This window comes from Pseudarthrobacter sp. ATCC 49987 (assembly GCF_009928425.1).
In the GTDB taxonomy this organism is placed as follows: Bacteria; Actinomycetota; Actinomycetes; order Actinomycetales; family Micrococcaceae; genus Arthrobacter.
Window position 1 is genome coordinate 1,180,661 of sequence record NZ_JAABNS010000001.1, and the last position, 25,140, is coordinate 1,205,800.

Here is a 25,140-nt window from a genome sequence, read left to right on the forward strand (position 1 = left end):
CGTGGTCCGACGCTGAACCACGTTCACACGCCAGGCAGCCGACCGTGGAGGAACCATGACTCAGACTGCCCATGGCGTCGAATTCACCCAGCAGCCCTCGGCAACCCCGAGGTCCGCTGAAGAACGTGCTGCCATCCTGGCGAACCCGGGTTTCGGCAACTATTTCACCGACCACACCGCCATCGTCGACTACAGCGTCGACGCCGAGGGCAAGGGCGGCTGGCACGATGCCCGCATTGAGGCCTACGGCCCCATCTCCCTGGACCCCTCCGCTGCGGTGCTCCACTACGGCCAGGAAATCTTCGAGGGACTCAAGGCCTACCGCCACGCCGACGGTTCCATCTGGACCTTCCGTCCCGAGGCCAACGCCGCCCGCCTGAACAAGTCGGCCCGCCGCCTGGCACTCCCGGAGCTCCCGGAAGAGTACTTCCTGGGCGCCATCCGCGAGCTCGTCTCCGTGGACCGGGAATGGGTGCCCGCCGGCGACGGCGAGGCCCTGTACCTGCGGCCGTTCATGATCGCCACCGAGGCCTTCCTCGGTGTCCGGGCCGCCCGCGAAGTGTCCTTCCGCGTCATCGCCTCCCCGGCCGGCAACTACTTCGGCGGCGAGCTCAAGCCCGTCTCCATCTGGATCTCCCGCGAATACGCCCGCGCCGGCCGCGGCGGAACCGGCGCCGCGAAGTGCGGCGGCAACTACGCCGCGTCACTGATCGCGCAGCAGGAGGCCGAGTCCCACGGCTGCAAGCAGGTGCTGTTCCTGGACCAGTTCAATGACAACGCCGTGGAAGAGCTCGGCGGCATGAACGTGTTCTTCGTGATGAAGGACGGCTCGCTGGCCACCCCCGCTCTCAGCGGAACCATCCTGGAAGGCATCACCCGGATGTCGGTCATCCAGGTGGCCAAGGACATGGGCCGTGAGGTCACCGAACGCAAGATCACCCTGGACGAATGGCGTGACGGCGTGGCCTCCGGCGAGATCGCCGAGGTCTTCGCCTGCGGAACCGCCGCCGTCATCACCCCGATCGGCGTGCTCAAGGACAACACCGAGTTCATCGGCTCCGAGGACGCGAAGGCGGGGGAGACCACCATGGCCATCCGCGAACAGCTCCTGGGCATCCAGACCGGCACCATCGAGGACACCCACGGCTGGCTGACCCGCCTCGCCTAGGCGCGACGGCCGCACCAACACGCAGCGTTCGACGGCGGCCCCCACCTTCCGGTGCGGGGCCGCCGTCGTCGTGAATGGGTGGTCCTGCTGCTCGTGTGACGGACGCTCGTATGACCGCCGGTTCGGTGGGAAGATGGAACTGTGATCCCGGACGACCCCCGCGCCATGGTGCGCAGTACAGAGCTGACCCGCTTCAGGCTTGCCCCCAACCCGGGGCCGATGAGCCTGCATGGGACCAACTCCTACGTGATTTCCGCCCCCGGAGCGGCCGGCACCGTCGTGGTGGATCCCGGCCCGCTCGATGAGCCGCACCTGCAGGAACTGGCCCGTGCCGGCGCCGTCGAACTCATCCTGATCACGCACCGGCATGCCGACCATACGGCCGCCGCCGCCCGGTTCGCCGAACTGACCGGAGCACCCGTTCGCGCCGCGGACCCGGCCCACTGCCACGGCGGAAGCCCCCTCTTGGACGGCGAAGTCATCCAGGCCGCCGGGGCCGAAATCAGGGTGCTGGCGACCCCGGGCCACACCTCGGACTCAGTCTGCTTCCACCTGCCGCACGACGGCCCCCAGGGCTCGGTCCTCACCGGCGACACGATCCTGGGCCTCGGCACCACCGTCCTGGACTACCCCGACGGCACCCTGGGGGACTACCTCGCCTCGCTGGACCGGCTGGAACGCCTGGGCCCCGCCACGGTCCTCCCGGCCCACGGGCCGATGCTGCCCGCCCTGGACACGATCGTCCGCGCCTACCGGGACCACCGCGAGGGCCGCCTCGGGCAAATCCGCTCCGCCCTCGAGAACCTGGGGGCCGGGGCCGAGGTTGCCGAGGTGGCCGACGCCGTCTACGCCGCCGTCGACCCCGCCGTGCGGCCTGCGGCGGAACTCTCCGTGGCCGCGCAGCTGCACTACCTGCGCCTGGACAGCGGCACCTCCTAGCCCGCCGGAGACGGTACGCTTGGAGCCATGCGTATCGCCCGGTTTGTAGTCGATTCTGATCCCCTCTACGGCATTGTGGAAGGTGAGCCCGGCAGTGAGGAAGTCACTGTCATCAACGGCGACCCCTTCTTCCACGGCGTGGAACGAACCGCCGTCCGGCACAAACTGGAGGACGTGCGCCTGCTGGCCCCAATCATCCCGCGCAGCAAGGTCATCGGCGTCGGCCGCAACTTCGTGGAGCACGCGCAGGAACTCGGCAACGAGGTCCCCAAGCAGCCGCTGCTCTTCCTGAAGCCCAACACCTCCGTGATCGGGCCCAACGACCCGATCGTCCTGCCGGAGTTTTCCGAGGAAGTGTCCTTCGAGGCTGAGCTCTGCGTCGTGATCGGCCGGATCTGCAAGGATGTCCCCGAGGAACGCGTCGACGACGTCATCTTCGGCTACACCTGCGGCAATGACCTCACGGCCCGCGACGTCCAGAAGACCGACCTGCAGTGGGCCCGGGCCAAGGGCTTCGACACCTCCGCGCCGCTGGGCCCGTGGATCGAGACCGAACTGAACACCGAGGACCTGCAGATCCAGGGCCGGCTCAACGGCGAACTGCGCCAGGACGGCAGCACCAGCCAGATGATCCGCGGCGTCCGCGAACTCGTCTCCATCGTCTCGCAGGCCTTCACCCTGCTGCCCGGCGACGTCATCATGACCGGGACCCCGGCCGGCGTCGGACTCGTCCAGGCCGGCGACCGCTTCGAGGTCGAGATCGAGGGCATCGGCCGGCTCTCCAACCCCGTCGTCCGGCGGTAGGGAACTCCGCCAGAAGAAAACTGCGCCGATTTCGGACAGCCGCACCGTGGATCCACGGTGCGGCTGTCCGTTTCCGCAACGGAAACCGCGGGCGTCCGGCGATGATCCGGGTTGGTAATGTTGGTACCACTATGACTACTCCCTCCGCGCACGACGCCGTCTCCAGCTCCGCCCCCAGTGTGACCAGCGAAGTCACCGCCGACACCCCGGTCCGCGTCCGGTTCTGCCCGTCGCCCACCGGCACCCCGCACGTCGGCCTGATCCGCACGGCCCTGTTCAACTGGGCCCACGCCCGGCACACCAAGGGCACCTTCGTGTTCCGCATCGAGGACACGGACGCGGCGCGCGACTCGGAGGAGAGCTACCAGCAGCTGCTCGAGGCCCTCAAATGGCTCGGCATCACCTGGGAGGAAGGCGTGGAGGTCGGCGGCCCGCACGAGCCCTACCGCCAGTCGCAGCGCCTGGACCTGTACAAGGACGTCGTCGCCAAGCTGATCGACGCCGGCTACGCCTACGAGTGCTACTCCTCGCCGGAGGAGGTCGAGGCCCGCCACCGCGCCGCCGGCCGCGACCCCAAGCTCGGCTACGACAACTTCGACCGCGAACTCTCCGCAGAGCAGCTGGCCGCGTTCAAGGCCGAGGGCCGCCGGCCCGTGCTCCGCGTCCGGATGCCGGACGAGGACGTCACCTTCACCGACATGGTCCGCGGCGACATCACCTTCAAGGCCGGAAGCATCCCGGACTACGTGATCGTCCGCGCCGACGGCTCCCCGCTGTACACCCTGGTCAACCCCGTCGACGACGCGCTGATGGGCATCACCCACGTACTCCGTGGCGAGGACCTGCTCTCGTCCACACCCCGCCAGGTGGTGCTGATCCGCGCGCTGATGGATATCGGCGTCGCGAGCTACCTGCCGGTCTTCGGCCACTTGCCGTACGTCATGGGCGAGGGCAACAAGAAGCTCTCCAAGCGCGACCCGCAGTCCAACCTGTTCCTGCTCCGGGACCGCGGCTTCATCCCCGAGGGCCTGCTCAACTACCTGTCGCTGCTCGGCTGGAGCCTTTCCGCCGATGAGGACATCTTCACGGTGGAGCAGCTGATCGAGCACTTCGACGTCAACGACGTCCTGGCCAACCCGGCCCGCTTCGACATCAAGAAGGCCGAGGCCATCAACGGCACGCACATCCGGATGCTCGACGCCGAGGACTTCCGCGGCCGGCTCGTCCCCTACCTGCGCACCGCCGGGTTCGTCGGCGACACCCTCACCGCACGCCAGGAGGAGATCCTCGCCGAGGCGGCCCCGCTGATCCAGGAGCGCATCTCGCTGCTGGGCGAGGCCCCCGAGATGCTCGCCTTCCTGTTCAAGAAGGACGACGCCATCGACGTCGCGGACGATGCCCGCAAGGGGCTGCCGGAGAACCTCACCGAGGTGCTCGACGCCGCTCTGGCCGCCCTGGAACCGCTGGCCGACTGGACCGCCGATTCCATCCAGGCGGCCCTCAAGGAAGCCCTCGTGGAGGGCCTCGGCGTCAAGCCGCGGCTGGCCTTCGGCCCCGTCCGCACGGCCATCTCCGGCCGCCGGATCTCCCCGCCGCTGTTCGAATCCATGGTGATCCTGGGCAAGGACTCGTCCCTGGCCCGGCTGCGCGCTTTCCGCGGCTGATGATGAGCGCACCCGAGGCAATCACCAGCGCCCGGACCGCTGCCCTGGCCGCCGGCCTGGACGACATCCGCGGCGTACTCTTCGACATCGACGACACCCTCGTGGACCTCGAATTCGCCATGACGGCAGCCCTCCGCGACGCCAGCGAACACCTCCTGCCCGCCCTGGACCCGGCCGGGTGGGAGAAGTTCGGGCGGATCTTCACCCGCGAGACCACGCATTTCTACGACCGGTACCTGGCCGGAGAGCTGACCTTCAACGAGCAGCGGCTCCTCCGCGGCCGGGCGGCCCTGGGGCACTTCGGCGTCGAGCTGGAGGAGGGGGAGCAGGCCCACCACTGGGTCAGCTCCTACGCCAGGCGGCAGCACGGCTACATCCGTGCCTTCGACGACGTCATCCCGATCCTGGACGCGCTGGATGCCGCCGGCATTCCCTACGGCGCCGTGAGCAACAACGTCCACGACTATCAGCGGGTCAAGCTGGACGCCGCCGGTCTGGAACGCATCAGCATTCTGGTGGGCACGGACACCGTGGGTGCGGCCAAGCCGGATCCGGCCATCTACCTGGAGGGTGTCCGTCGTCTGGGCACCGGTGCCGGCGAGACGCTTTATGTGGGGGACAACCGGCTTCTGGATGCTGACGGCTCGACGGCGGCCGGCCTCCTGGGCGTCTGGCTGAACCGCGGCGGGGAACCGGCCCCGGGCTTTGCGGGCCGCGAGGTCGGTTCCCTGCTGGAGCTGCTGGCCTAAAGCCCTGCCTGGGCCGTGCCGTCCTGTGTCCGGCGGTTCCGCAGCACGAGGAACCCGCCGGCCGAGCCCAGGCCCAGGGCGCCGACGATCCCAAGGGCCAGCCCGGCGTCGGACTGCCCCACCATGTTCGACGGCGACACGGCCGCGGCGCTCGAATACAGCGTCCCCGTGCCTTCCGCGATCCGGGCGTTTCCGTCTGCCAGCTTGTCCGCCCCCGTGGAAAGCTGCGAGGAGCCGGATGCCAGTTTGGTGTTGCCGGCCGAGAGCTCGGAGGCACCGGAGGCGAGGGCCAGGGAGCCGTTGAGCAGGCCGGGGTTGGCCGGATCCGCGGGATCGCCCTTGATGCCGGCGTTCAGCGCCAGCGTCCCGTCAGCGAGCCGGGAACTGCCGTCGGTCATCCTGGCGGCCGCCTTGATCAGGCCCGGGTGCTCCGGGTCGCCCGGTACACCGTCTATGCCCGTCCGGATCTTCGACGTTCCGTCGGCCAGCAGTTCGGTGCCGAGCACCACGCCGGGATTGTTGGGGTCCCGGCTGTTGAGTTTGCTGGCGAGGGTCCCGAATCCGGCCGTAAGCTTGCCCGTCCCGGCGTGCAGCTGGCCTGCGCCATCCTGCAGGCGGCCCGCACCAGCCTGCAGCTGGGATGCACCTGCGTCAAGCTTCTTGGCCCCGGCCGCAATTTTGGCGATCTTGTCCTTGACCACGGATAGAGGCACCAGGCCCTGCACCGGATCCGAGGCGGCCGCCTGCAGGAGTTCGAGGGCCTGCGCCAGGGCGGCGGTCCCGGTCCCGGCTTCGGGGTCATTGTTGGCGCCACGGTAGCCCTTGAGCTGGACCGTCCCGGCCGCGAGTTCGCCGGACCCCGATGCCAGCCGGGCCGCGCCCGACTCAAGCTGCGTGGCGCCGTCGGCCAGGTTGTTCTCCGCGTTGCCGGCGGCGGTCGGAGTCAGGGCGGCCGAGAGCTGGACGGCTCCAGCGGCGAGCTTGTGGGCGCCGTCGTCGACCTTGTAGACACCGGGGGCGAGCTTGTTGTTGACGTCTGTTTCAATCTTAACGGCACCCGTGGCCAGCAGGTCCGCGCCCGTCTGAAGCTTCTCGGCGCCCGGGGCCAGCTTCTGGCTGATCCCGTCACGGACCTTTTCGGCACCGGCGGAGAGCTTGCCTGCGCCAGTGTCGGCCAGGCCGGCCCCCGTGGCGAGCTTGCCGGCACCGTCTTTCAGCTGCGCGGCACCGGCGGAGGCTTGGCCAGCGCCTTCCTTGAGCCGGGCTGAGCCATCCGTAATCCGGCCTGTGACGAGGGTGTAGAACCCCAGCAGGGCAATCAGCAGCAGGGTAAGGGTGGCGATGGCGATCTGTTGGGCACGGGTGCGGGTCTTGTTGATGGCGGCACGACTCTGTGTCACAGATGGTTCCTCTCGACGGCGTTGCCGGCAGCGGCTTTGCTGCCGGCCCCCGAACTGTGATGCAGCTAACATCCGGAAATGCCCGCGTAGCTGCCCTCGGTTGCATGGGGGAGGGTGGTTACTCGTTGGTAACTTACCGAGCGTAAACTTGTGGGGGGCGGATTGGCAAGGGTTTTTTGGATCCAGCGTGCGCGCCCCGGAGACGCGGCGCCGTTCTGCAGGCATCGGGGCGGCCGATTTGTGCGAAGGAAAACTCTCGGGTAAAGTAATTACTCGTGCTGAGGCGCCGGGAGCGCGGGTTTCGACCCACGGATCCGGCTCGAAAGTTCCATTGGGATATGGTGTAATTGGCAACACTACGGTTTCTGGTACCGTCATTCTAGGTTCGAGTCCTGGTATCCCAGCTCTGAAAAATCCGCGGTTTCCCGCGGCTGATCAGGGGTTTTGAACCGGCTTGCCGATTTGAAACACTTGCTGAGTGTATGAAATAATCGCTTAGCGCGAATGGCAGGAATGCTGTTCTGGAGAGTACGCGGCCCCATCGTATAGCGGCCTAGTACGCTGCCCTCTCACGGCGGTAACGCGGGTTCGAATCCCGCTGGGGTCACAGATTGAACGGTCCCGGGCATCAGCCCGGGGCCGTTTTTCGTTGTCCGGCGGGTCGTCGATCCTGAACCGGGGTTAGCGGCCAAAATGTGTGTATGGCTTGGGCGTGTCACCGGTTTCTTCCGCCCCATCCTTGCTGGATTCCGTTGCCGTCTTCGAAGCTGAAGGCTGTGTCGTAGAGGGCCGGTTGGATGGGCTCCTCCACCTCCTTTGACTCCTTCTTTTGGGGTTGCCAGTGGTGTGGTTTCACGAGGTCCCAAGGGTCCTGGGGTGATTCAGTGTGCTGGTAGAGGTACCAGTCGACGGCGCGTGTGGCGTGGTCTTCGCTGAGGCCGCGGTGGTTCCGCAGAAGGTCTTTGAGGCCTGCGTTGATTCCTCCCTCCAGCGGGCTGGTCGTCCGGGCGATCTGCTGGCCTTCGGTAGCGCTGGTAAGCCAGGTGAAGAGGTGCCCTGCCTTGATGGCAGCGGCCAGGCTTCCCCGTGCCCGGCGCAGGCCCAGATGTGTGTACCACCAGGTCTGTGCCGGTCCGATGTGTGAGGGCCTGGCGCCGGTTTTCTTCGCGTAGGTCCGGTGCTTGAGGAAGCTCTCCCAGCGGGCCTCCCAGGAAGCGAACGCACCGGACCAGGCGGCGGCCTGGTCAAGGTCCGTGACGTGGGTGAGTGCCTTGGCCAGGGCTAGTAGTTCCTTACCGGCATCGAGCTTCGGACGCATCGTCAGATGCGTGCGGATGTTCTGCCGGATATGGAACAGGCACCGTTGAACGTTCGTTTCCGGCCAGTGTTCCCTCAAGGCGCTCTCCAGGCCCTTGTGGCCGTCCACGACGGCCACCGCCGGGGCCGGGATCTGCCGCAGAAGCGCAGCCCACGAGGCGTGCTTTTCCCGGTCACACCACTGCCACGCGATGACGTGCTCGCCGGTGTAAGCGACCAGGACGCACCAGCCGTTGAAGTAGGTGCCATCGAGCATGATCACCGGGTGTATTTCCCCGGTCCGCGCGGCCGCCGGGGCGACATTCCAGCACCAGGCACTCCGGCGCCTGAAGGTCCTCTCCGAGCCGGCGTGGGCGCCTTGCCGCTGCTTCCCCGTGATCCAGGAAATGAAGGCCGTGAACTCTGCCCTCTTCGTGACATCAACCCGGGATTGAGTACTCGAAGCACCACACGACCTACACCGCCATCTCGTCCGCCCGGCACTGGTCGAACCGTTCTTCACAGGCTTCTGAGCACATACACCACACCGGGGCTGATTTGATCGAACCGTCACTCCACATGCTTTCAAAGCATGTGCACACCCCTACAACCCGCGCGAACACTGGCAACCAAGCCAATCTCATACACACATTTTGGCCGCTAACCCCGTTTTTCGTTGTCCGGCGGGTCGTCGATCCTGAACCGGCGTGGCCCGGAACTGGCATGATGATGCGGTGAGCTCCGACCAAACTCCCGGCCATGCCGTAGAACTGCTGGAAGCCGTCCATCGCGACCTGGCTGCAACCGTGCTGCCGCTGGGCCTGCCGGGCGCGGATGGGGCCCGGGGTGACATCCGCCACGCCCTCTCCCAGCTTGAGGACTACATCCTGCCGCGCTACCGCAGCCTCGACGCGCCGCTCCTCGCCGTCGTGGGCGGTTCCACCGGCGCGGGCAAATCGACCCTGGTCAACGGGCTCGCGGGCCATGCCGTCACCCGCGCCGGCGCGATCCGGCCCACCACCCGCCAGCCCATCCTGCTGCACCACCCCGCCGATGGACGCTGGTTCGAGGACCAGCGGGTGCTGCCGAGCCTGAGCCGGGTCCGCGGCTCAGTCAAGCCTGCGCCGCTGCCCGCGAGCCAGGCCGGCCCCACCCCGGACGCCGCAGCGGTCACCTCGCTCGTGCTGGTCGCCGACACGGCGGTGCCGCAGGGGATCGCGCTGCTGGACGCGCCCGACGTCGACTCGATTTCCGCTGACAACCGCAAACTCGCCGGCCAGTTGCTGGCGGCCGCCGACCTGTGGGTATTTGTCACCACCGCCAACCGCTATGCCGACGCCGTCCCGTGGCGTCTGCTGCTGGATGCGGCCTCGCGGGACATTATGGTGGCCGTGGTGCTGGACCGGGTCCCGCCCGCCGCCGAAGCCGAGGTCAGCGCGGACCTGCAGTCCATGCTCAGCCGGGAAGGCCTCGGCGCGGCCGGACTCTTCGTGGTACCGGAAGTGGAACTGGACGGGATGGGGATGCTTCCGGCGGCCGCCGTCGAGCCATTGCGGCTCTGGCTGCAGGAAATCGCCGCGGACGCCGCCGGACGCGCCGGCATCGCCCGGCGGACCCTCAACGGGACCGTCAAGGCCCTGGCGGACCGCGTCGAGGCGGCGGCGACGGCCGCCGGAGACCAGGAACGCGCCGCTCAAGGCCTCGCGGGGGACGCCCGCGAGGCCTACCGGGACGCCGTAGCCAGGATCCTCGAGGCCACCCGGGACGGCGCCCTGCTGCGCGGCGAGGTCCTGGCCCGCTGGCAGGACTTTGTCGGCACTGGCGAGTTCTTCCGGGCCATGGAGCAGAACATTGGCCGGTTCCGTGACCGGGTCGGCGCGTTCTTGCGTGGCGAACCGGCACCGGCAGTGCGGGTGGAGACGGCGATCGAGACCGGCCTGCAGGCCGTCATTATCGATGAGGCCGCCAACGCGGGCGACGATGCGGACGGGCGCTGGCGCTCCGATCCCGCCGGCCGCCAACTGCTGGGCAGCGACGACCTCTCCGGCACCTCCGAGGGCTTCGCCGAAAGGGCGGCTGCCGAGATCCGGGCCTGGCAGGGGAGCCTCATGGAACTCATCCGGACCGAGGGCCAGGGCAAGCGCACGCAGGCGCGCTGGCTGTCCTTCGGCATCAACGGCCTCGGCGCCGCCCTGATGATCGTGGTGTTTTCCATGACCGCCGGGCTGACCGGGCTGGAGGTCGGCGTCGCAGGCGGAACGGCCATTGCCGGACAGCGGCTGCTGGAAGCGGTGTTCGGCGAGGACGCCGTCCGCCGGCTCGCCAAGACTGCCCGGGAGGACCTCCACACCCGCTGCCAGAACCTGCTTCAGGACGAGCAGCTGCGGTTCCTGGACCGGCTGGATTCCTCCGGCGGAATCGATCCCGCGGTGCTCGCCGGCCATGCCTCGGCGCTCCGCCGGCTGGCGGCCTCCGCATGAGCCGCCACGGCGCGGCCGCCGAGGCGACCCGGCTGGACCGCAGGCTTATGGCATTGAACGAAGCGCGCGAACTGGCCGCCGGGGCGTTCCCCGAGGACGTCCTGGACAGCGTGCTCCAGGTGCTGGAGCGGGCGGGTTCCCGGCGCTCCCTCTCGGCGGACCACACCGTGGTCGGATTCTTCGGGGCCACAGGCAGCGGCAAGTCCTCACTCTTCAACGCTGTCAGCGGGGAGGAAATCGCGACGGCGGCCGCCCGCCGGCCCACGACCTCCGAGCCGCTCGCCGGCATCTGGGGAACCGAAGGCAGCGAGGAGCTCCTGGACTGGCTGGAGGTCCGGAACCGGCATCACGCCAGCCCGGTCCCCGGGTTCGCCGACGAGGGCACGGGCCTGATCCTCCTGGACCTTCCCGACTTCGACTCCACCCGCGCTGCCAACCGCAAAATCGTGGAGCGGATGGTCGGACTCGTCGACGTCCTCGTCTGGGTGCTCGACCCGCAAAAGTACGCCGACGCCGCGGTGCACAACGGCTTCCTCGCCCCCTTGGCCTCCCACGGCGCCGTTACCCTCGTGGTGCTCAACCAGATCGACCGGCTCCCGGACCGGGACATTCCGCCCGTTCTGGACTCACTCAAAGGCATCCTGGCGCGGGACGGGCTGGGCAAAGTGCAGGTTATCGGCGCCTCCGCCGTGGTGGGCACCGGCATGGACAAAGTCCGGGCCGCCATCCGGCAGGTGGCCACGCAGCGGCAGGCCCAATCGCAGCGCCTCGGCGCCGACGTCACCCGCGCCTCGGCCCGGCTTGCCGAAGCCTCCGGGCAAGGCGCGGCAGCCGGGGTCAAAGCCGCGTCGAAGTCCCGGCTGGCCGGGGAGCTGGCCGCCGCCGCTAATGTCCCGCTCGTGGTGGACGCGGTCGTCCGGTCCTACCGGCTGGAGTCGGCCCGCCGCACAGGCTGGCCCGTCACCCGCTGGCTGGTCCGTTTCCGGCCCGATCCGCTCAGGCGGCTGAACCTGCGCCGCGAGGGCGCCAGGCCGGATGTGAACCGCACGTCATTGCCGCCGGCAGGTGCCCCGGAGCGGGCCCGCACTGATGCCGCGGTCCGCGAATTTGCCGATGCAGCATCCGACGGCGCCCCCGGCCCCTGGCGGGCCGTCATCCGCGGTGCTGCCCGTGAGGGCCGGGACCGGCTGCCGGACGCGCTGGACCAGGCCATCGAGTCCACGGAGCTGAAGGCCGGGAGCACGGCCTGGTGGTGGACGCCGTTCAACATCGTGCATTGGCTGGCCTTGCTGACGGCCCTGGGCGGCTTCGCTTGGCTCGGCGTGCTCGCTGCGCTGGGCTACTTTCAGCTTCCCGTGCCGGAGGTCCCGCTGGTGCAGGGCTGGCCGGTGCCGACCGTCATGATCGCCGGCGGGGCGCTGTTCGGGATTGTCCTGGCCATCCTGGCGAAGTTCATCGCGGGCGCTGCTGCCCGCGCACGGGGCTCAGCGGCCCGGAAACGCCTCAAGGCGGCCGTCGCTGCCGTGGCGGAGAATCTGGTGGTGGAGCCGGTGGAACTTGAGGTCAGCCGGCTGGCGTCCTTCAACACGGCCCTTCAGGCGGCTGCGCGTCAATAGAAAGCATGCCTACAACAGGGCTGCGGCGTCGCGGACCTTGATCATGGTGCGCAGGTTGCGGGTTGTGGTGGAGGCCTTGTACTTCGGCTTTGAGGACAGCTTGCTGAACGGACTGTCCAGGGTGCCGCCGGCGGGTGCCAGCCACGCCAGGGCCTCCGGTCCCAGCGTGGCCACTTGCGCCCCGTCCAGGCCCTTGCCGGCCTCATACAGCTCAGCAAGCATGTCGGTGTCCGAGCCCAGCGTGAGATAGGTGTGGGTGGACGCGTCGTCCGCGGGGTAGGGGCAGGCCGCCACCAGGTCGCCCACCCGTTCCGCCGGAAGCACCACCACCCAGGCGTCATAGCCAAAGGCCTCCCGGAGGCAGGCCTCGAATTCCTTCTTGACACCCGCGGGGGACAGTTCGCTGGCGAGCACAACATTTCCGCTGGCCAGGAGCGTCTTCACGCCCGAAAAGGGCCGGGAGGCGAGGGCTTGCTTCAGTTCGGCCATTTTGATGGTGATGCCGCCGACATTGACCCCGCGCAGGAACACCGCATAGCTGCTCATGCGGACAGCCTATGCGCTCAGTCGTTGGTTTTGCGCAGCGCCTCGGTCAGCACCCGGGCTGCGTTGCAGACCACTTCGGCGTGCAGCCGGCCGGGCTGGCGGGTGAGGCGTTCGATCGGGCCGGAGATGGACACCGCGGCGATCACGCGTCCGGACGGACCGCGCACGGGTGCCGAAACGGAGGCGACCCCCGGCTCGCGTTCGCCGAGGCTTTGGCCCCAGCCCCGGCGTCGTACTCCGGCCAGGACGGTGGGGGTGAACCGGGCGGCCTGCAGGCCTTCGAGGAGCCGGTCGTGGTCCTCCCAGGCGAGCAGCACCTGGGCGGCGGAGCCGGCCTTCATGGACAACTGGGTGCCCACGGGAATAGTGTCGCGCAGCCCGATGGGCCGCTCGGCGGAGGCCACGCAGACGCGCCACTCACCCTGCCGGCGGAAAATCTGGGCGCTCTCACCCGTGGCGTCGCGCAACTGCATCAGGACAGGCCCGGCGGAGGCGATCAGGCGGTCCTCCCCGGCGGCGGAGGCGAGCTCCACGAGGCGGCTGCCGAGCACAAAACGGCCCTGGATGTCGCGGCTCACCAGCCGGTGATGGACCAGCGCCAGCGCCAGCCGGTGCACGGTGGGCCGCGCCAGCCCCGTGGCCGCAACAAGCTGCGCCAGGGTGGTGGGCCCGGCCTCAAGTGCGTCAAGCACATGGGCCGCTTTATCGATGACACCGACGCCACTAGAATTGTCCATGTAATGATATTGCCGTCTCATTATCTGAGATGCAAGTCAACCCGCTGGCGCATGACGCCGGAGTGCTGATTCAGTGGAGACAACAAGCAGGCAAGTACGAATCACCGCAGTGAAGGGAGAAGGCCGTGGCAAAGACACTGGCCGAGAAAGTCTGGGACGCGCACGTGGTGCGCAAAGGCGACGGCGAAGGAGCCAACGCCCAGCCCGACCTTCTCTTCATCGACCTCCACCTGGTGCACGAGGTGACCTCGCCGCAGGCCTTTGAGGGCCTCCGGCTGGCCGGGCGCCCGCTGCGCCGGCCCGACCTCACCATCGCCACCGAGGACCACAACACTCCCACGCTGGACATCGACAAGCCAATCGCCGATCTCACCAGCCGCACGCAGATCCAGACCCTGCGCAACAACTGCCAGGAATTCGGCGTCAGGCTTCACTCCCTCGGCGACGCCGAGCAGGGGATCGTCCACGTTGTCGGCCCGCAGCTTGGCCTCACCCAGCCCGGCATGACCGTGGTCTGCGGCGACTCGCACACCTCCACCCACGGGGCTTTCGGCGCCCTGGCGATGGGCATCGGCACCTCCGAGGTGGAGCACGTCATGGCCACCCAGACGCTGTCCCTGAAACCCTTCAAAACCATGGCCATCAACGTCGAGGGCACCCTGCGCCCCGGCGTATCGGCCAAGGACATCATCCTGGCCGTCATCGCCAAGATCGGCACCGGCGGAGGCCAAGGCTACGTGCTCGAATACCGAGGCTCCGCGATCCGGGCCCTGTCCATGGAGGCCCGGATGACCATCTGCAACATGTCCATCGAAGCCGGCGCCCGGGCAGGACTCGTCGCCCCGGACCAGACCACGTACGACTACATGTTCGGCCGCCCGCACGCGCCGCAGGGAGCCGAGTGGGACGCCGCCCTCGAATACTGGAACACCCTGCGCTCCGACGACGACGCCACGTTCGACGTCGAGGTCGACCTCGACGCCGACACCCTGGAACCGTTCGTGACCTGGGGGACCAACCCCGGCCAAGGCGTGTCCCTGTCCGCCAAGGTGCCCTCGCCCGAGGACTTCGGCGACGAGAACGCCAAGGCCGCGGCGGAACGCGCACTGCAGTACATGGGGCTGGAAGCCGGCACCCCCATGAAGGAGATCCGGGTGGACACGGTCTTCCTCGGTTCCTGCACCAACTCCCGGATGGAGGACCTCCGCGCGGCAGCGGACATCATCCGCGGCCGCACTAAGGACCCCAACATCCGGATGCTCGTGGTACCCGGCTCCGCCCGCGTCCGCCTCGAGGCCGAGGCCGAGGGCCTGGACAAGGTCTTCAAGGACTTCGGCGCCGAATGGCGCTTCGCCGGCTGCTCCATGTGCCTGGGCATGAACCCGGACCAGCTGGAACCGGGGGAGCGCTGCGCCTCCACCTCAAACCGGAACTTCGAGGGCCGCCAGGGCAAGGGCGGACGCACCCACCTGGTCTCCCCGGTCGTGGCAGCCGCGACGGCGGTGCGCGGCACCCTGAGCTCGCCGTCGGACCTGGACCCCGCCCCCGGGTCCGCAGCGGTCCGTTCCGACGCCGCCTAGCCCGCCCAGATCCACACAGCCTAGAAGGATCCGCCATGGAAAAGTTCACCACCCACACCGGCATCGGCGTCCCGCTGCGCCAAAGCAACGTCGACACGGACCAGATCATCCCGGCCGTCTACCTCAAGCGCATTACACGCACCGGCTTCGAGGACGCGCTCTTCGCGGCCTGGCGCAAGGACCCGGCGTTCATCCTGAACCAGGAACCCTTCAACGCCGGCTCCGTCCTGGTGGCCGGCCCCGACTTCGGCACCGGCTCCTCCCGCGAGCACGCCGTCTGGGCGCTCAAGGACTACGGCTTCAAGACCGTGCTGTCCTCACGCTTCGCGGACATCTTCCGCGGCAACTCCGGCAAGCAGGGCCTGCTCGCCGCCGAACTGGCCCAGGACGACATCGAACTCATCTGGAAGGAACTCGAAAACGCCCCCGGCACCGCGGTCACCGTGGACCTCGTCTCCAAGACCGTGCAGTGCGGCAACATCGTCGCGCCGTTCGAAATCGACGACTACACCCGCTGGCGCCTGCTCGAGGGCCTGGACGACATAGGGCTGACCCTCAAGCATGAGGAAGACATCACCGCTTTCGAGGCCACCCGGCCCGCGTTTATGCCCAAGACCCTGCCGGCCAAGCTGTCCTGACGCGGCGTCTCCCTCGTCGTTTTCGACAGTGGTGACCGCGGCGGCCGCAACGGCGCGGCGCACCCCGTATTTCAGATCGGTAACGCAAGCTCCTATGCTTAGCTGGTGCCTTTGTAAGGATTTGGGGGCGAGTAGTCGTGAGGAAACCGGTATATGAGTAGTGTTCTGACAATCCGCGGAGGCGTCCCGCTTACTGGCCGCGTCACCGTGCGGGGGGCCAAGAATCTTGTCCCCAAGGCTATGGTGGCTGCCCTGCTGGGCAATGAGCCATCCGTGCTGCGCAACGTCCCCGAAATCAAGGACGTCGAGGTTGTCACCAGCCTGCTCCAACTCCACGGCGTCACCGTCGAGAAAGATCCCATCACCGGGGATCTGACCCTCGACCCGACCAACGCCAAGACTGCTTCGCACACGGCGATCGACGCGCATGCCGGCGATTCCCGCATCCCGATCCTGCTGTGCGGGCCCTTGATCCACGCGATCGGCGAGGCCTTCATCCCGGACCTGGGCGGCTGCAAGATCGGCGACCGCCCCATCGACTACCACCTGAACGTGCTGAGGCAGTTCGGCGCGGTCGTCGAAAAGCGACCCGGCGGCATCCACATCTCCGCGCCCGGCGGGCTTAAGGGCGCCAAGATCTCCCTGCCCTACCCGTCCGTCGGCGCCACCGAACAGGTGCTGCTGAGCGCCACCCGGGCCGAAGGCATCACCGAGCTCTCCGGCGCAGCCACCGAGCCCGAGATCGTCGACCTCATCGCCGTGCTGCAGAAAATGGGTGCCATCATCAGCGTCCAGACGGACCGCACCATCAGGATCGAAGGCGTCCCGGACCTCGGCGGCTACAACCACCGCGCCCTCTCGGACCGCAACGAATCGGCCTCCTGGGCCTCCGCGGCACTCGTCACACGCGGGGACATCTTCGTCGAAGGCGCCACCCAGCGCGACATGATGACGTTCCTCAACACCTACCGCAAGGTCGGCGGCGGGATGGACATTGGCGATGATGGCATCCGGTTCTACCACAAGGGCGGCAAGCTCAACCCGCTGGTCCTCGAGACGGACGTGCACCCCGGTTTCATGACCGACTGGCAGCAGCCGCTCATCGTCGCCCTGACCCAGGCCGAGGGCGTGTCGATCGTCCACGAAACCGTGTACGAGAACCGCTTCGGTTTCACGGAAGCCCTGATCCGGATGGGCGCCAACATCCAGGTCCACCGCGAATGCCTCGGCAGCGTCCCGTGCCGTTTCGGCCAGCGCAACTTCCTGCATTCAGCCGTTATCTCGGGCCCCACCCAGCTGACCGGAACCGACATTGACGTGCCCGACCTCCGCGGCGGGTTCAGCCATCTGATCGCGGCACTCGCCGCCAACGGCACCTCGCGGGTCACCGGCATCGACATCATCAACCGCGGCTACGAGCGTTTCACGGAGAAGCTCGCGGGCCTGGGCGCCGATTTCGACATCACCTCGACCGAGTAGCGGGGACCACGTGAAGGAAACGGCCAAGAGCCACGTCACCTTTGTCGTTGTTGCCGGGATTGTCCGGCCGGTCATGAACCTCCTGATGCGGAAGAAATGGATCGGCCTGGAGAAGCTGCCCGCCGGCGGCTTCATCGCAGCCCCCAACCACTGCACCGAAATCGACCCCCTGGTGGTAGGGCACATGCTCTACAACCAGAAGCGGATGCCGCACTTCCTGGCCAAAGCCGGGCTGTTCAAGGTGCCCGTGCTGGGCTTTGTGCTCCGCTCCACCAAACAGGTCCCGGTGGAACGCTCGTCGGCGGGCGCCAACCGCTCGCTGCAGATCGCCAAGGAAGTGGTGGACGAAGGCGGCGCCATCATCATCTACCCCGAGGGCACACTGACCCGGGACCCCGAGCTGTGGCCGATGAAGGGCCACACGGGCGCCGCCCGCATGGCGCTGGAAAGCGGGATCCCCGTGGTGCCGATGGCGCACTGGGGAGCCCACGAGGTTCTTCCCCGCTACGCCAAGCGGTTCCACATCTTCCCGCGGAAGACCTCGCGCCTGGTGGTGGGAGATCCCGTGGACCTGAGCGCCTTCGCCGGCCGGCCGCTGGACAAAGCCACCCTCACCGAGGCCACCAACCTGATCATGGACGCCATCACGGAGCTGCTGGCCACCCTTCGCGGCGGACAGCCTCCGCTGGTGCGCTGGGACCCTTCGGCGCACAACCAGTCCACGCACGGCCGCTTCGTCGAGGGCGACGCCGGGACAGCCACCGGCGCGGACGGCGCAAAATGACGGGTCACTCCGGCGCAACGGCTTCCGCCACCCGGGTGGCCGTCCTCGGAGCGGGGTCCTGGGGGACCACGTTCGCGAAGATCCTCGCTGACGCGGCTACGGCATCCGGCGTCGAACGTGACATCCGGCTGTGGGGCCGTCGCGGCGAAGTTGTCGAGCAGATTAATCTGAAGCACCGGAACGAGCAGTATCTTAAGGACATTGCCCTTCCGCCCAGCATCACCGCGTCCACGGACGTCGCCGAGGTCCTCGCCGGCGCCGATCTCGTGGTCCTGGCCGTTCCGGCCCAGACCCTGCGGCCGCAGCTGCGCGAATGGAAGGGCCTGCTGGCTCCCGGCGCGCTGGTGGTTTCCCTGATGAAGGGACTTGAGCTGCACTCCGACGCCCGAATGAGCGAGGTCATCTGCGAAGAGCTGGGGATTCCTGCCGAGCGGGTCGCCGTCGTCTCCGGACCCAACCTCGCCATGGAGATCGCGCGGGAGGAGCCCACCGCTTCCGTGGTCGCCTGCGCCGATTCCGCTGCGGCGGGCTGGGTTGCCCGCAGCTGCACTGCGCCGTACTTCCGTCCGTACACAACAGGCGACGTCGTCGGCGTCGAAATCGGCGGGATCGTCAAGAACATCATTGCCCTGGCCGTCGGCATCTGCGAGGGCAAGCAGATGGGCGACAACACCAAGGCCTCGGTGATCACCCGCGGCCTGGCGGAGACCTCCCGGCTGTCACTCGCCCTGGGCGGCGAGGCCCGGACGATGGCCGGGCTGGCCGGCCTCGGCGACCTCGTGGCCACCTGTTCCTCGCCGCTGTCCCGGAACCACACGGCCGGACGCCTGCTGGGCAAGGGCCTCACCCTGGACGAGGTCACCGCCGAGATGACACAGACGGCCGAGGGAATTAAATCCGCCCAGGCCGTTCACGAGCTGGCCGGCAAGCTCGGCGTCGAGATGCCCATCACCGCGGCGGTGGTAGCCGTGCTGGCCGGAAAACTGTCCGTTGACGAACTGGGGCCGCTCCTGCTGTCCCGGGACCTGAAACCTGAAGGCGATTACTGAGCGTGTCTGAAGAAAACGTGAGCACAGAGGGCCTGAGCGCCCAGCGTCGTCCCCGGGTGGCGGTGCTGTTCGGCGGCCGCTCCAGCGAACACGCGGTCAGCTGCGTGACGGCGGCCGGCGTCCTTGGGGCCATTGACCAGACGAAGTACGAGGTCATTCCAATCGGGATCGCCAAGACGGGCCAGTGGGTGCTGGCGTCCGGGGACACCCATGACTGGTCACTCTCGGCGTCATCCCTGCCGGAGGTGGCGTCCTCAGCCCAGACCGTGGCGCTGACCGAAATCGGCGGCGAACACCAGCTGATTGTGGCCTCCCCGAACACCGTCCCGCAGGAACTCGGCGCCGTGGATGTCGTGTTCCCGCTGCTGCACGGCCCGTTCGGCGAGGACGGCACCATCCAGGGCTTCCTGGAGCTCTCCGACACCCGCTACGTCGGCGCCGGCGTGCTGGCGTCCGCCGTCGGCATGGACAAGCACTTCATGAAAGTGGTGTTTGAATCCGCCGGGCTGCGCGTGGGTCCGTACATCGCCGTCACGGACCGGCAGTGGCGCAATGACCCGGAGACCGTCCGCAAGCGCGTGGACCAGCTGGGCTTCCCGGTCTTCGTCAAGCCCGCACGGGCGGGCTCCTCCATGGGCATCTCCAAAGTGGATTCACTCGAAGGCCTGGACGCCGCGATCGAGGCCGCCCGCCAACATGACCCGAAGCTTGTCATCGAGGCGGGCATCGTGGGCCGCGAGATCGAATGCGCCGTGCTGGAAGGCCGGGGGACCGACGCCCCCCGGACGTCCATGCCGGGGGAGATTGCCGTGGCCGGCGGCGGGCATGAGTTCTATGACTTCAACGCCAAATACGTCGACGACGCCGCGGACCTCAGCTGCCCGGCCGACCTCCCGGATGAAGCCATCGCCCGGGTCCGCGAACTGGCCGCCGTCGCGTTCGACGCTGTCGGGGCCGAGGGACTGAGCCGGGTCGATTTCTTCTACACGCCCGAGGGCGAGCTGATCATCAACGAGATCAACACCATGCCCGGGTTCACGCCCAAGAGCATGTACCCGCAGATGTGGAAGGCCACCGGTCTGGGCTACGCGGAGCTGATCGACGAGCTGATCTACCTGGCGCTGCACCGCAAGACCGGCCTGCGCTAGCGGTTACTGGCTGGGCGGCAGGTTCTGCAGGTCCGCCTGGCCCACGCAGTTCCGGGCCGCCGGCACCTTCGCGGCGGCGGCGGCGAGGTCCGCGAGCACCGTGGCGGAGCTGATCTTGTCCGGGTCCATCAGGATCTCCGTGGCGGGTTCGCGGCCGAAAGTGGTCAGCGTCCACACCGGGTCGCCTTCCTTGATGACCCAGTCGACGCCGTTCACGCTGACGCAGCGGTCCGTCGTCGGACCCGGCACGTTAACCCCGCAGCGCAGGATCACAAGCGACGGATCGCCCCACGCGGCGGTGGCCTGGCTGTTGGTCTTGCGCAGCTTGGCCTCACCGATCGCATCCGGCAGCGCCACCATCATGGGGGCACACGCGGCGTTCGCCGCGTCCTTGGCGGGAGCGACGTCGACCACCGGGGAGCAGGCGCTCAGCAGGATCCCTGCGGCTGTCGCCGTGGCCAGGATACGGAGCGGACGTGCGGGGGCCGGGAAACGGAGCTGATGCATGGTTTAAGCCTATCCCGGTGCGGAAGGACGACCGGACGGCCTGCGACTGCCGCACAAAGCCCGCCGCTGTCACCGCCCCGCGATAGCGTAGGGCTGTGCAAGAACACGAGACTGTCCCACATACAACGCCGTCCACAGCGACCCCGCCCCAAGCGCCCCTGACCGTGGCGGAGCTCTCCGAATCCCAGCTTCTGGAGCGTATTTTCCCGCGCCTGCACTACGGCCAGGAACACAACCCGTCCCTGATCCTGGGCCCCGGCGACGACGCCGCGATTGTGGCCGCGCCGGACGGCCGGACAGTCCTCAGCATCGATACCCAGGTGGCGGACCAGGACTTCCGCCTGGAGTGGAACAACGGCTACCGGACCACCGGCTACGACGTCGGCTGGAAGGCCGCCGCGCAAAACCTCAGCGACATCAACGCCATGGGCGCCCGCGCCACCTCCCTCGTCGTCAGCCTCACCATGCCCCCGGAAACCCGCGTCGCCTGGGTCGAGGACTTCGCCGACGGAATCAGTGCCGGCATCCGGGAACTGGGCGCCCCGGACTGTGCCGTGGCCGGTGGAGACCTCGGCCGGGGCCGCGAACTTGCGGTCAGTGTCGCGATCCTGGGCACCCTCGACGGCAAGGCGGCCGTGCTGCGGTCCGGCGCCCGCCCGGGGGACACACTGGCGCTGGCCGGCACGGTAGGGCGGGCGGCGGCGGGTCTGGCGCTGCTGGAATCGGATACCCCCGTAGAGGAGCTAAGCCAGGACCAGCGCGCCCTCATGGACACGCAGTGCCGGCCCCTGCCCCCGCTCGCGGCGGGCCCGCTGGCCCGGGACTCCGGTGCCACGGCCCTGATGGACATCTCCGATGGTCTGGTCCGCGACGGCACCCGGATGGCGTCCGCCAGCCACGCCGTCCTGAACCTGGACGCGGCCGCCTTGAAGGAACTGGCAGGTCCGCTCCTGCCTGCCGCCGAACTGCTCGGCGCAGATCCGATGGACTGGGTCTTGGGCGGCGGGGAGGACCACGGACTGCTGGCCACATTCCCGCCGGGCGTTCAACTGCCTCACGGGTTCGCTGCGATAGGCTCGGTAGAAGCCCCTGCATCAACGGACCGCACGGGCGTAACCATAGCGGGAAGGCCCGCTGACACTGTGGGATGGGATCACTTTGCAGACTAAAATTGCCGCCAACGCGCAAGCGATGAAGCGGTGGTTGGGCAAGGCCGAAACGACGCTTGGAAACCACAGCGACCGCCTGAACGCCATCAACATCTTCCCGGTTGCCGACGGCGACACCGGCACCAACCTCTACCTGACGGTGCGTGCCGCCGCCCAGGCACTCCACAGCCTGGACACTGCGGCGATACCCCAGATCGGCGCGGACCCTGGGGTCCATTCCTTCGGTCCGCCGGACCCGGCACAGAACGACGTCGGCGCCATCCTGGCACGGGCCGGCCTGGCCGCCATGGAACGGGCGCGCGGCAACTCCGGCACCCTGTTCGCCGTGTTCCTCTGCGCCGCAGCCGAACCCCTCGCCGGCCACCACCGGCTGAGCGCTCCGCTGCTGGCCGCCGCCCTGAACCGCGCCCAGCTCCGGGCCTGGTCCGCGCTGAGCGACCCGGTTCCCGGAACCATGCTTTCCGTCATGGAAGCGGCCGCACGCGCCGCGGCCGCTGTGGACTCCGCCCACGACGGCGACGACAGCAACCACACCCTGGGCCTGGCCCTCGACGCCGCCGTGGAAGCCGCCGTCGTGGCCGTGGTGCGCACCGAGGACCAGTTGGAGGCGCTGCACGCAGCCCACGTGGTGGATGCCGGCGGCGTCGGGATGCTGCTGATCCTCGACTGCCTCCGCTCCGCCGTCCTCGGCGAGGAACTCCAGGACCAGCTGCTGGACGGACTGCACGGCTACGACGTCCAGGACCCGCACATCCACGCCGGCATGCCCCGGGACGAGGGTGTGGAAGTCATGTGCACCATTACCCTGTCACCGCTCGACGCCGCCATGATGCGCCAGCGGCTCGACGAAATGGGAGACTCCGTCATCATGAGCCAGGTGGGCGGAGCGGCCGACGCGGCCGGTGCGTACCGCTGGCGGGTCCACGTCCATGTGCCCGACGCCAAGCCGGCCGTGGCGCTGATCCGTTCCCTCGGTGAACCCTCGGACATCAGCATCACCGAGCTTGCCGTGCCGGACGCCGAACCCCGCGGGATAAGTGACCGTGAACCCGCAGGACAGGTCTCCGACGGATATGAACGCTGAGCTGGGAAACGCTGAACCGCGCGACGCCGGACCGGGCACCGCTGAACTAGGGCTGGGCCTGGAGCGCCGGATCGGCAAGCGTTCCGCGGCAGTGATCGAAAAGCACCTCGGCATCACGACCGTCGGCGGGTTGCTGAATTACTTTCCCCGACGCTACCTGGACCGGGGTGAGCTCACCCCCATCAGCGAGGTTCCGCTCGACGAGGACGTCACCCTGATCGCCCGGGTGCTCTCCAACAGCACCCGGTCCATGCGTGCCCGCCGCGGTTCGCTGACCGACGTCGTGATTACCGACGACGCCGCGTCCCCGGGCACCGGGAGGGGCAGCGGCACGCTGAAGGTGAGCTTCTTCAATGGCTTCCGGGCCAAGGCCGAACTGCAGCCGGGCCGCCGCGCCATGTTCTCCGGCAAGGTCACCCGCTACGGAGGCGCCCTGGGGCTGACCAACCCCGACTTCCTGCTGCTGGACGAGGACCCGGACACCCCCGGCATGGATCCGGAAAAGCTCGCCGCCATGCCCATCCCGGTGTATCCGGCCACCGCCAAGCTGACCAGCTGGTCCATCCAGAAAGTCATCTCCACGCTGCTGGACACCGCGGACCTGGACATCCTGCCCGATCCGCTGCCGGCGGAGATCGCCGCCCGGGAGAAGTTCCTGCCGGTCGCGGACGCCTACCGGCTCATCCACGCCCCGGAAACCACCGCGGACTTCCAGCGCGCCCGCGACCGGTTCCGCTACCAGGAAGCCCTCGTGCTCCAGTCCGCCCTGGCCCGGCGCCGGGCCCAGCTCGCCGCGGAAGAGGCCACCGCCCGCCGGCCCGTCCAGGTAGGGCTGCTGACAGCCTTTGACCGGCAGCTGCCGTTCACCCTGACCGCAGGCCAGGCCGCCGTCGGCAAGACCCTGGCCGCGGAACTCGCCCAGGACTCGCCAATGAACCGGCTGCTGCAGGGGGAAGTCGGCTCCGGCAAGACGATCGTGGCACTGCGCGCCATGCTGCAGGTGGTGGACGCCGGGGGACAGGCCGCCCTGCTGGCCCCCACGGAGGTCCTCGCCGCCCAGCACTTCGACTCGATCCGCCGAACGCTCGGGCCGCTGTCCCGGGACGGCATGCTGGGCGGCCTGGGCGCGGACGCCGTCCAGGTCACGCTGCTGACCGGCTCCATGCCCACCGCCGCCCGGAAACAGGCAATGCTGGACGCCGCCTCCGGAACAGCCGGGATCGTCATCGGCACCCACGCCCTGCTCAGCGACAACGTGTCCTTTTATGACCTGGGCCTGATCGTCGTCGACGAGCAGCACCGCTTCGGCGTCGAACAGCGCGACGTCCTCCGGTCGAAGGCTCACAAACCCCCGCACCTGCTGGTCATGACCGCCACCCCGATCCCCAGGACCGTGGCCATGACCGTGTTCGGCGACCTCGAAACCTCCGTCCTCGACGAACTCCCGGCCGGCCGCGCGCCGATCACCACCCACGTCGTCGGACTCGCGGAGCACCCGGCGTGGGCCGCGCGGATCTGGACCCGTTCCCGGGAAGAGATCGACGCCGGCCACCAGGTCTACATCGTCTGTCCCAAGATCGGCTCGGACGACGACGGCGACTTCAGTCCCGGCGAGGCCGAACCGTCCGCTGCTGACCTCGACGGCGACAACGCGGCGCGCGAACTGGCCTCCGTGACCGGCGTCGTCGAACAGCTCCGGGACGAACCCGCCCTGGCGGGGGTGGCCGTGGCGCCGCTGCATGGCCGGCAGGACCCGGCCCTGAAGTCCGGGACCATGGCCTCGTTCACCGCCAACCAGACCAAGCTCCTGGTTTCCACGACGGTCATCGAGGTGGGGGTGGACGTCCATAACGCCACCCTCATGGTGATCCTGGACGCGGACCGCTTCGGCATCTCGCAGCTCCACCAGCTCCGCGGCCGGGTGGGCCGCGGCGGGCTGCCGGGAACCTGCCTGCTGGTGACCACACTGGAACCCGGCCACCCCAGCCGCCGGCGGCTCGATGCCGTCGCAGCGACGACCGACGGCTTTGAACTCTCCCAGGAGGACCTCAAACTGCGCCGCGAAGGCGACATCCTGGGCGCCTCCCAGTCCGGCGGCAGGTCCACGCTGAAGCTGTTGCGGGTCCTGGAACACGAGGACGTGATCGCCCGGGCACGGCAGGACGCCTGGCAGATTGTCGGCGGCGACCCGTCACTGGGCGCCCACCCCGGCCTCGCCGCGGCGATCGACGAATACCTCAACCCCGAAAAGGAGGCGTTCCTTGAACGCGGCTAAGAACATCCACCCATCCCGGGCGGCACGG

General features: G+C 68.5%; 21 protein-coding genes and 2 tRNA genes. 18 read left to right on the plus strand and 5 right to left on the minus strand.

The genetic code is table 11. The annotated features are described in order from the left end of the window. The first annotated feature begins 55 nt into the window (after nt 1–55). The 5 genes from GXK59_RS05510 (at nt 56) to GXK59_RS05530 (ending at nt 5,324) form a co-directional block, all read left to right on the plus strand. Entirely contained in the window at nt 56–1,168 is a 1,113-nt protein-coding gene (locus GXK59_RS05510) for a branched-chain amino acid aminotransferase (protein WP_160665012.1), read from the plus strand. A gap of 165 nt (nt 1,169–1,333) precedes the next feature. Continuing rightward, nucleotides 1,334–2,107, plus strand: a complete 774-nt coding sequence (locus GXK59_RS05515; protein ID WP_160669014.1) for an MBL fold metallo-hydrolase — start codon at nt 1,334–1,336, stop codon at nt 2,105–2,107. A 27-nt stretch (nt 2,108–2,134) separates the two neighbouring features. Next, complete coding sequence (locus GXK59_RS05520; RefSeq protein ID WP_024366351.1) at nt 2,135–2,911, plus strand: fumarylacetoacetate hydrolase family protein; 777 nt, start codon at nt 2,135–2,137, stop codon at nt 2,909–2,911. A gap of 131 nt (nt 2,912–3,042) precedes the next feature. After that, nucleotides 3,043–4,575 (plus strand): glutamate--tRNA ligase, encoded by a 1,533-nt coding sequence (gene gltX / locus GXK59_RS05525; protein WP_160665014.1) that lies wholly within the window; start codon nt 3,043–3,045, stop codon nt 4,573–4,575. Between the two features lie 2 nt (nt 4,576–4,577). Next, nucleotides 4,578–5,324 (plus strand): HAD family hydrolase, encoded by a 747-nt coding sequence (locus GXK59_RS05530; protein WP_160669015.1) that lies wholly within the window; start codon nt 4,578–4,580, stop codon nt 5,322–5,324. On the opposite strand, the gene GXK59_RS05535 is transcribed toward GXK59_RS05530, so the two are convergent. Further along, nucleotides 5,321–6,724: a hypothetical protein gene (locus GXK59_RS05535; RefSeq protein WP_160665016.1), complete on the minus strand. Its 1,404-nt coding sequence runs from the start codon at nt 6,722–6,724 to the stop codon at nt 5,321–5,323. The genes GXK59_RS05530 and GXK59_RS05535 overlap by 4 nt on opposite strands. A gap of 332 nt (nt 6,725–7,056) precedes the next feature. Between GXK59_RS05535 and GXK59_RS05540 the strand changes: the two genes are divergently transcribed. Together GXK59_RS05540 and GXK59_RS05545 are read left to right on the plus strand one after the other, a co-directional pair. Next, nucleotides 7,057–7,128 (plus strand) — tRNA-Gln (locus GXK59_RS05540). 130 nt (nt 7,129–7,258) lie between these two features. Next, nucleotides 7,259–7,331: transfer RNA gene (locus GXK59_RS05545), tRNA-Glu, on the plus strand. A gap of 108 nt (nt 7,332–7,439) precedes the next feature. Here the strand turns inward: GXK59_RS05545 and GXK59_RS05550 are convergent. After that, nucleotides 7,440–8,594 (minus strand): IS1249 family transposase, encoded by a 1,155-nt coding sequence (locus GXK59_RS05550; RefSeq protein WP_160665018.1) that lies wholly within the window; start codon nt 8,592–8,594, stop codon nt 7,440–7,442. 160 nt (nt 8,595–8,754) lie between these two features. Between GXK59_RS05550 and GXK59_RS05555 the strand changes: the two genes are divergently transcribed. Beyond that, nucleotides 8,755–10,500, plus strand: coding sequence for a dynamin family protein (locus GXK59_RS05555; RefSeq protein ID WP_237393795.1), 1,746 nt, complete (start codon nt 8,755–8,757; stop codon nt 10,498–10,500). Beyond that, complete coding sequence (locus GXK59_RS05560) at nt 10,497–12,116, plus strand: GTPase (protein ID WP_160665022.1); 1,620 nt, start codon at nt 10,497–10,499, stop codon at nt 12,114–12,116. Before GXK59_RS05555 ends, GXK59_RS05560 begins: the two co-directional genes overlap by 4 nt. Before the next feature lie 9 nt (nt 12,117–12,125). Here GXK59_RS05560 and GXK59_RS05565 read toward each other — a convergent pair whose 3' ends face one another. Both GXK59_RS05565 and GXK59_RS05570 read right to left on the minus strand, forming a co-directional pair. Further along, nucleotides 12,126–12,662 (minus strand): DUF1697 domain-containing protein, encoded by a 537-nt coding sequence (locus tag GXK59_RS05565; protein WP_160665024.1) that lies wholly within the window; start codon nt 12,660–12,662, stop codon nt 12,126–12,128. A gap of 17 nt (nt 12,663–12,679) precedes the next feature. Next, nucleotides 12,680–13,399 carry an IclR family transcriptional regulator gene (locus GXK59_RS05570; RefSeq protein WP_069952151.1) on the minus strand — a complete coding sequence of 240 codons (720 nt, stop codon included), beginning with the start codon at nt 13,397–13,399 and terminating at the stop codon, nt 12,680–12,682. A 125-nt stretch (nt 13,400–13,524) separates the two neighbouring features. On the opposite strand from GXK59_RS05570, the gene leuC reads away from it, so the two are divergent. The 6 genes from leuC to GXK59_RS05600 all read left to right on the plus strand — a co-directional run bounded on the left by leuC (nt 13,525) and on the right by GXK59_RS05600 (nt 20,077). Further along, nucleotides 13,525–14,979: a 3-isopropylmalate dehydratase large subunit gene (leuC, locus tag GXK59_RS05575; RefSeq protein ID WP_160665026.1), complete on the plus strand. Its 1,455-nt coding sequence runs from the start codon at nt 13,525–13,527 to the stop codon at nt 14,977–14,979. Nucleotides 14,980–15,014: 35 nt separating this feature from the next. Continuing rightward, nucleotides 15,015–15,617 (plus strand): 3-isopropylmalate dehydratase small subunit, encoded by a 603-nt coding sequence (leuD, locus tag GXK59_RS05580; protein WP_024367317.1) that lies wholly within the window; start codon nt 15,015–15,017, stop codon nt 15,615–15,617. A gap of 153 nt (nt 15,618–15,770) precedes the next feature. Next, complete coding sequence (murA, locus tag GXK59_RS05585) at nt 15,771–17,096, plus strand: UDP-N-acetylglucosamine 1-carboxyvinyltransferase (RefSeq protein ID WP_024367320.1); 1,326 nt, start codon at nt 15,771–15,773, stop codon at nt 17,094–17,096. 10 nt (nt 17,097–17,106) lie between these two features. Further along, entirely contained in the window at nt 17,107–17,880 is a 774-nt protein-coding gene (locus GXK59_RS05590; protein WP_160665028.1) for a lysophospholipid acyltransferase family protein, read from the plus strand. Then, nucleotides 17,877–18,929, plus strand: coding sequence for an NAD(P)H-dependent glycerol-3-phosphate dehydrogenase (locus GXK59_RS05595; protein ID WP_160665030.1), 1,053 nt, complete (start codon nt 17,877–17,879; stop codon nt 18,927–18,929). The genes GXK59_RS05590 and GXK59_RS05595 overlap by 4 nt, the downstream gene beginning before the upstream one ends. 2 nt (nt 18,930–18,931) lie before the next feature. Beyond that, nucleotides 18,932–20,077, plus strand: coding sequence for a D-alanine--D-alanine ligase family protein (locus GXK59_RS05600; protein WP_160665032.1), 1,146 nt, complete (start codon nt 18,932–18,934; stop codon nt 20,075–20,077). 3 nt (nt 20,078–20,080) lie between these two features. Here the strand turns inward: GXK59_RS05600 and GXK59_RS05605 are convergent, their stop codons facing one another. Then, nucleotides 20,081–20,584 carry a DUF3515 family protein gene (locus tag GXK59_RS05605; protein WP_160665034.1) on the minus strand — a complete coding sequence of 168 codons (504 nt, stop codon included), beginning with the start codon at nt 20,582–20,584 and terminating at the stop codon, nt 20,081–20,083. 158 nt (nt 20,585–20,742) lie between these two features. On the opposite strand from GXK59_RS05605, the gene thiL reads away from it, so the two are divergent. From thiL to GXK59_RS05620, 3 genes are read left to right on the plus strand one after another with little or no spacing between them, the layout of a single operon-like run. After that, nucleotides 20,743–21,753 (plus strand): thiamine-phosphate kinase, encoded by a 1,011-nt coding sequence (gene thiL, locus GXK59_RS05610; RefSeq protein ID WP_160669016.1) that lies wholly within the window; start codon nt 20,743–20,745, stop codon nt 21,751–21,753. 22 nt (nt 21,754–21,775) lie between these two features. Beyond that, the gene (locus GXK59_RS05615; RefSeq protein WP_160669017.1) at nt 21,776–22,837 is read left to right on the plus strand and encodes a DAK2 domain-containing protein; all 1,062 of its coding nucleotides are present in this window, start codon (nt 21,776–21,778) and stop codon (nt 22,835–22,837) included. Beyond that, nucleotides 22,827–25,112, plus strand: coding sequence for an ATP-dependent DNA helicase RecG (locus GXK59_RS05620; protein ID WP_160665037.1), 2,286 nt, complete (start codon nt 22,827–22,829; stop codon nt 25,110–25,112). The genes GXK59_RS05615 and GXK59_RS05620 overlap by 11 nt, the downstream gene beginning before the upstream one ends. Nucleotides 25,113–25,140 lie beyond the last annotated feature (28 nt).

Excerpts from the sequence above, each read along its gene's own strand:
- GXK59_RS05530 (WP_160669015.1), top strand. The coding sequence starts at position 4,578 with ATGAGCGCACCCGAGGCAATCACCAGCGCCCGGACCGCTGCCCTGGCC.
- GXK59_RS05605 (WP_160665034.1), bottom strand. The coding sequence starts at position 20,584 with ATGCATCAGCTCCGTTTCCCGGCCCCCGCACGTCCGCTCCGTATCCTG.
- murA (WP_024367320.1), top strand. The coding sequence starts at position 15,771 with ATGAGTAGTGTTCTGACAATCCGCGGAGGCGTCCCGCTTACTGGCCGC.
- GXK59_RS05565 (WP_160665024.1), bottom strand. The coding sequence starts at position 12,662 with ATGAGCAGCTATGCGGTGTTCCTGCGCGGGGTCAATGTCGGCGGCATC.
- GXK59_RS05595 (WP_160665030.1), top strand. The coding sequence starts at position 17,877 with ATGACGGGTCACTCCGGCGCAACGGCTTCCGCCACCCGGGTGGCCGTC.
- GXK59_RS05615 (WP_160669017.1), top strand. The coding sequence starts at position 21,776 with ATGAAGCGGTGGTTGGGCAAGGCCGAAACGACGCTTGGAAACCACAGC.
- leuD (WP_024367317.1), top strand. The coding sequence starts at position 15,015 with ATGGAAAAGTTCACCACCCACACCGGCATCGGCGTCCCGCTGCGCCAA.
- GXK59_RS05520 (WP_024366351.1), top strand. The coding sequence starts at position 2,135 with ATGCGTATCGCCCGGTTTGTAGTCGATTCTGATCCCCTCTACGGCATT.
- GXK59_RS05560 (WP_160665022.1), top strand. The coding sequence starts at position 10,497 with ATGAGCCGCCACGGCGCGGCCGCCGAGGCGACCCGGCTGGACCGCAGG.
- gltX (WP_160665014.1), top strand. The coding sequence starts at position 3,043 with ATGACTACTCCCTCCGCGCACGACGCCGTCTCCAGCTCCGCCCCCAGT.
- GXK59_RS05510 (WP_160665012.1), top strand. The coding sequence starts at position 56 with ATGACTCAGACTGCCCATGGCGTCGAATTCACCCAGCAGCCCTCGGCA.
- GXK59_RS05515 (WP_160669014.1), top strand. The coding sequence starts at position 1,334 with ATGGTGCGCAGTACAGAGCTGACCCGCTTCAGGCTTGCCCCCAACCCG.
- GXK59_RS05570 (WP_069952151.1), bottom strand. The coding sequence starts at position 13,399 with ATGGACAATTCTAGTGGCGTCGGTGTCATCGATAAAGCGGCCCATGTG.
- GXK59_RS05620 (WP_160665037.1), top strand. The coding sequence starts at position 22,827 with ATGAACGCTGAGCTGGGAAACGCTGAACCGCGCGACGCCGGACCGGGC.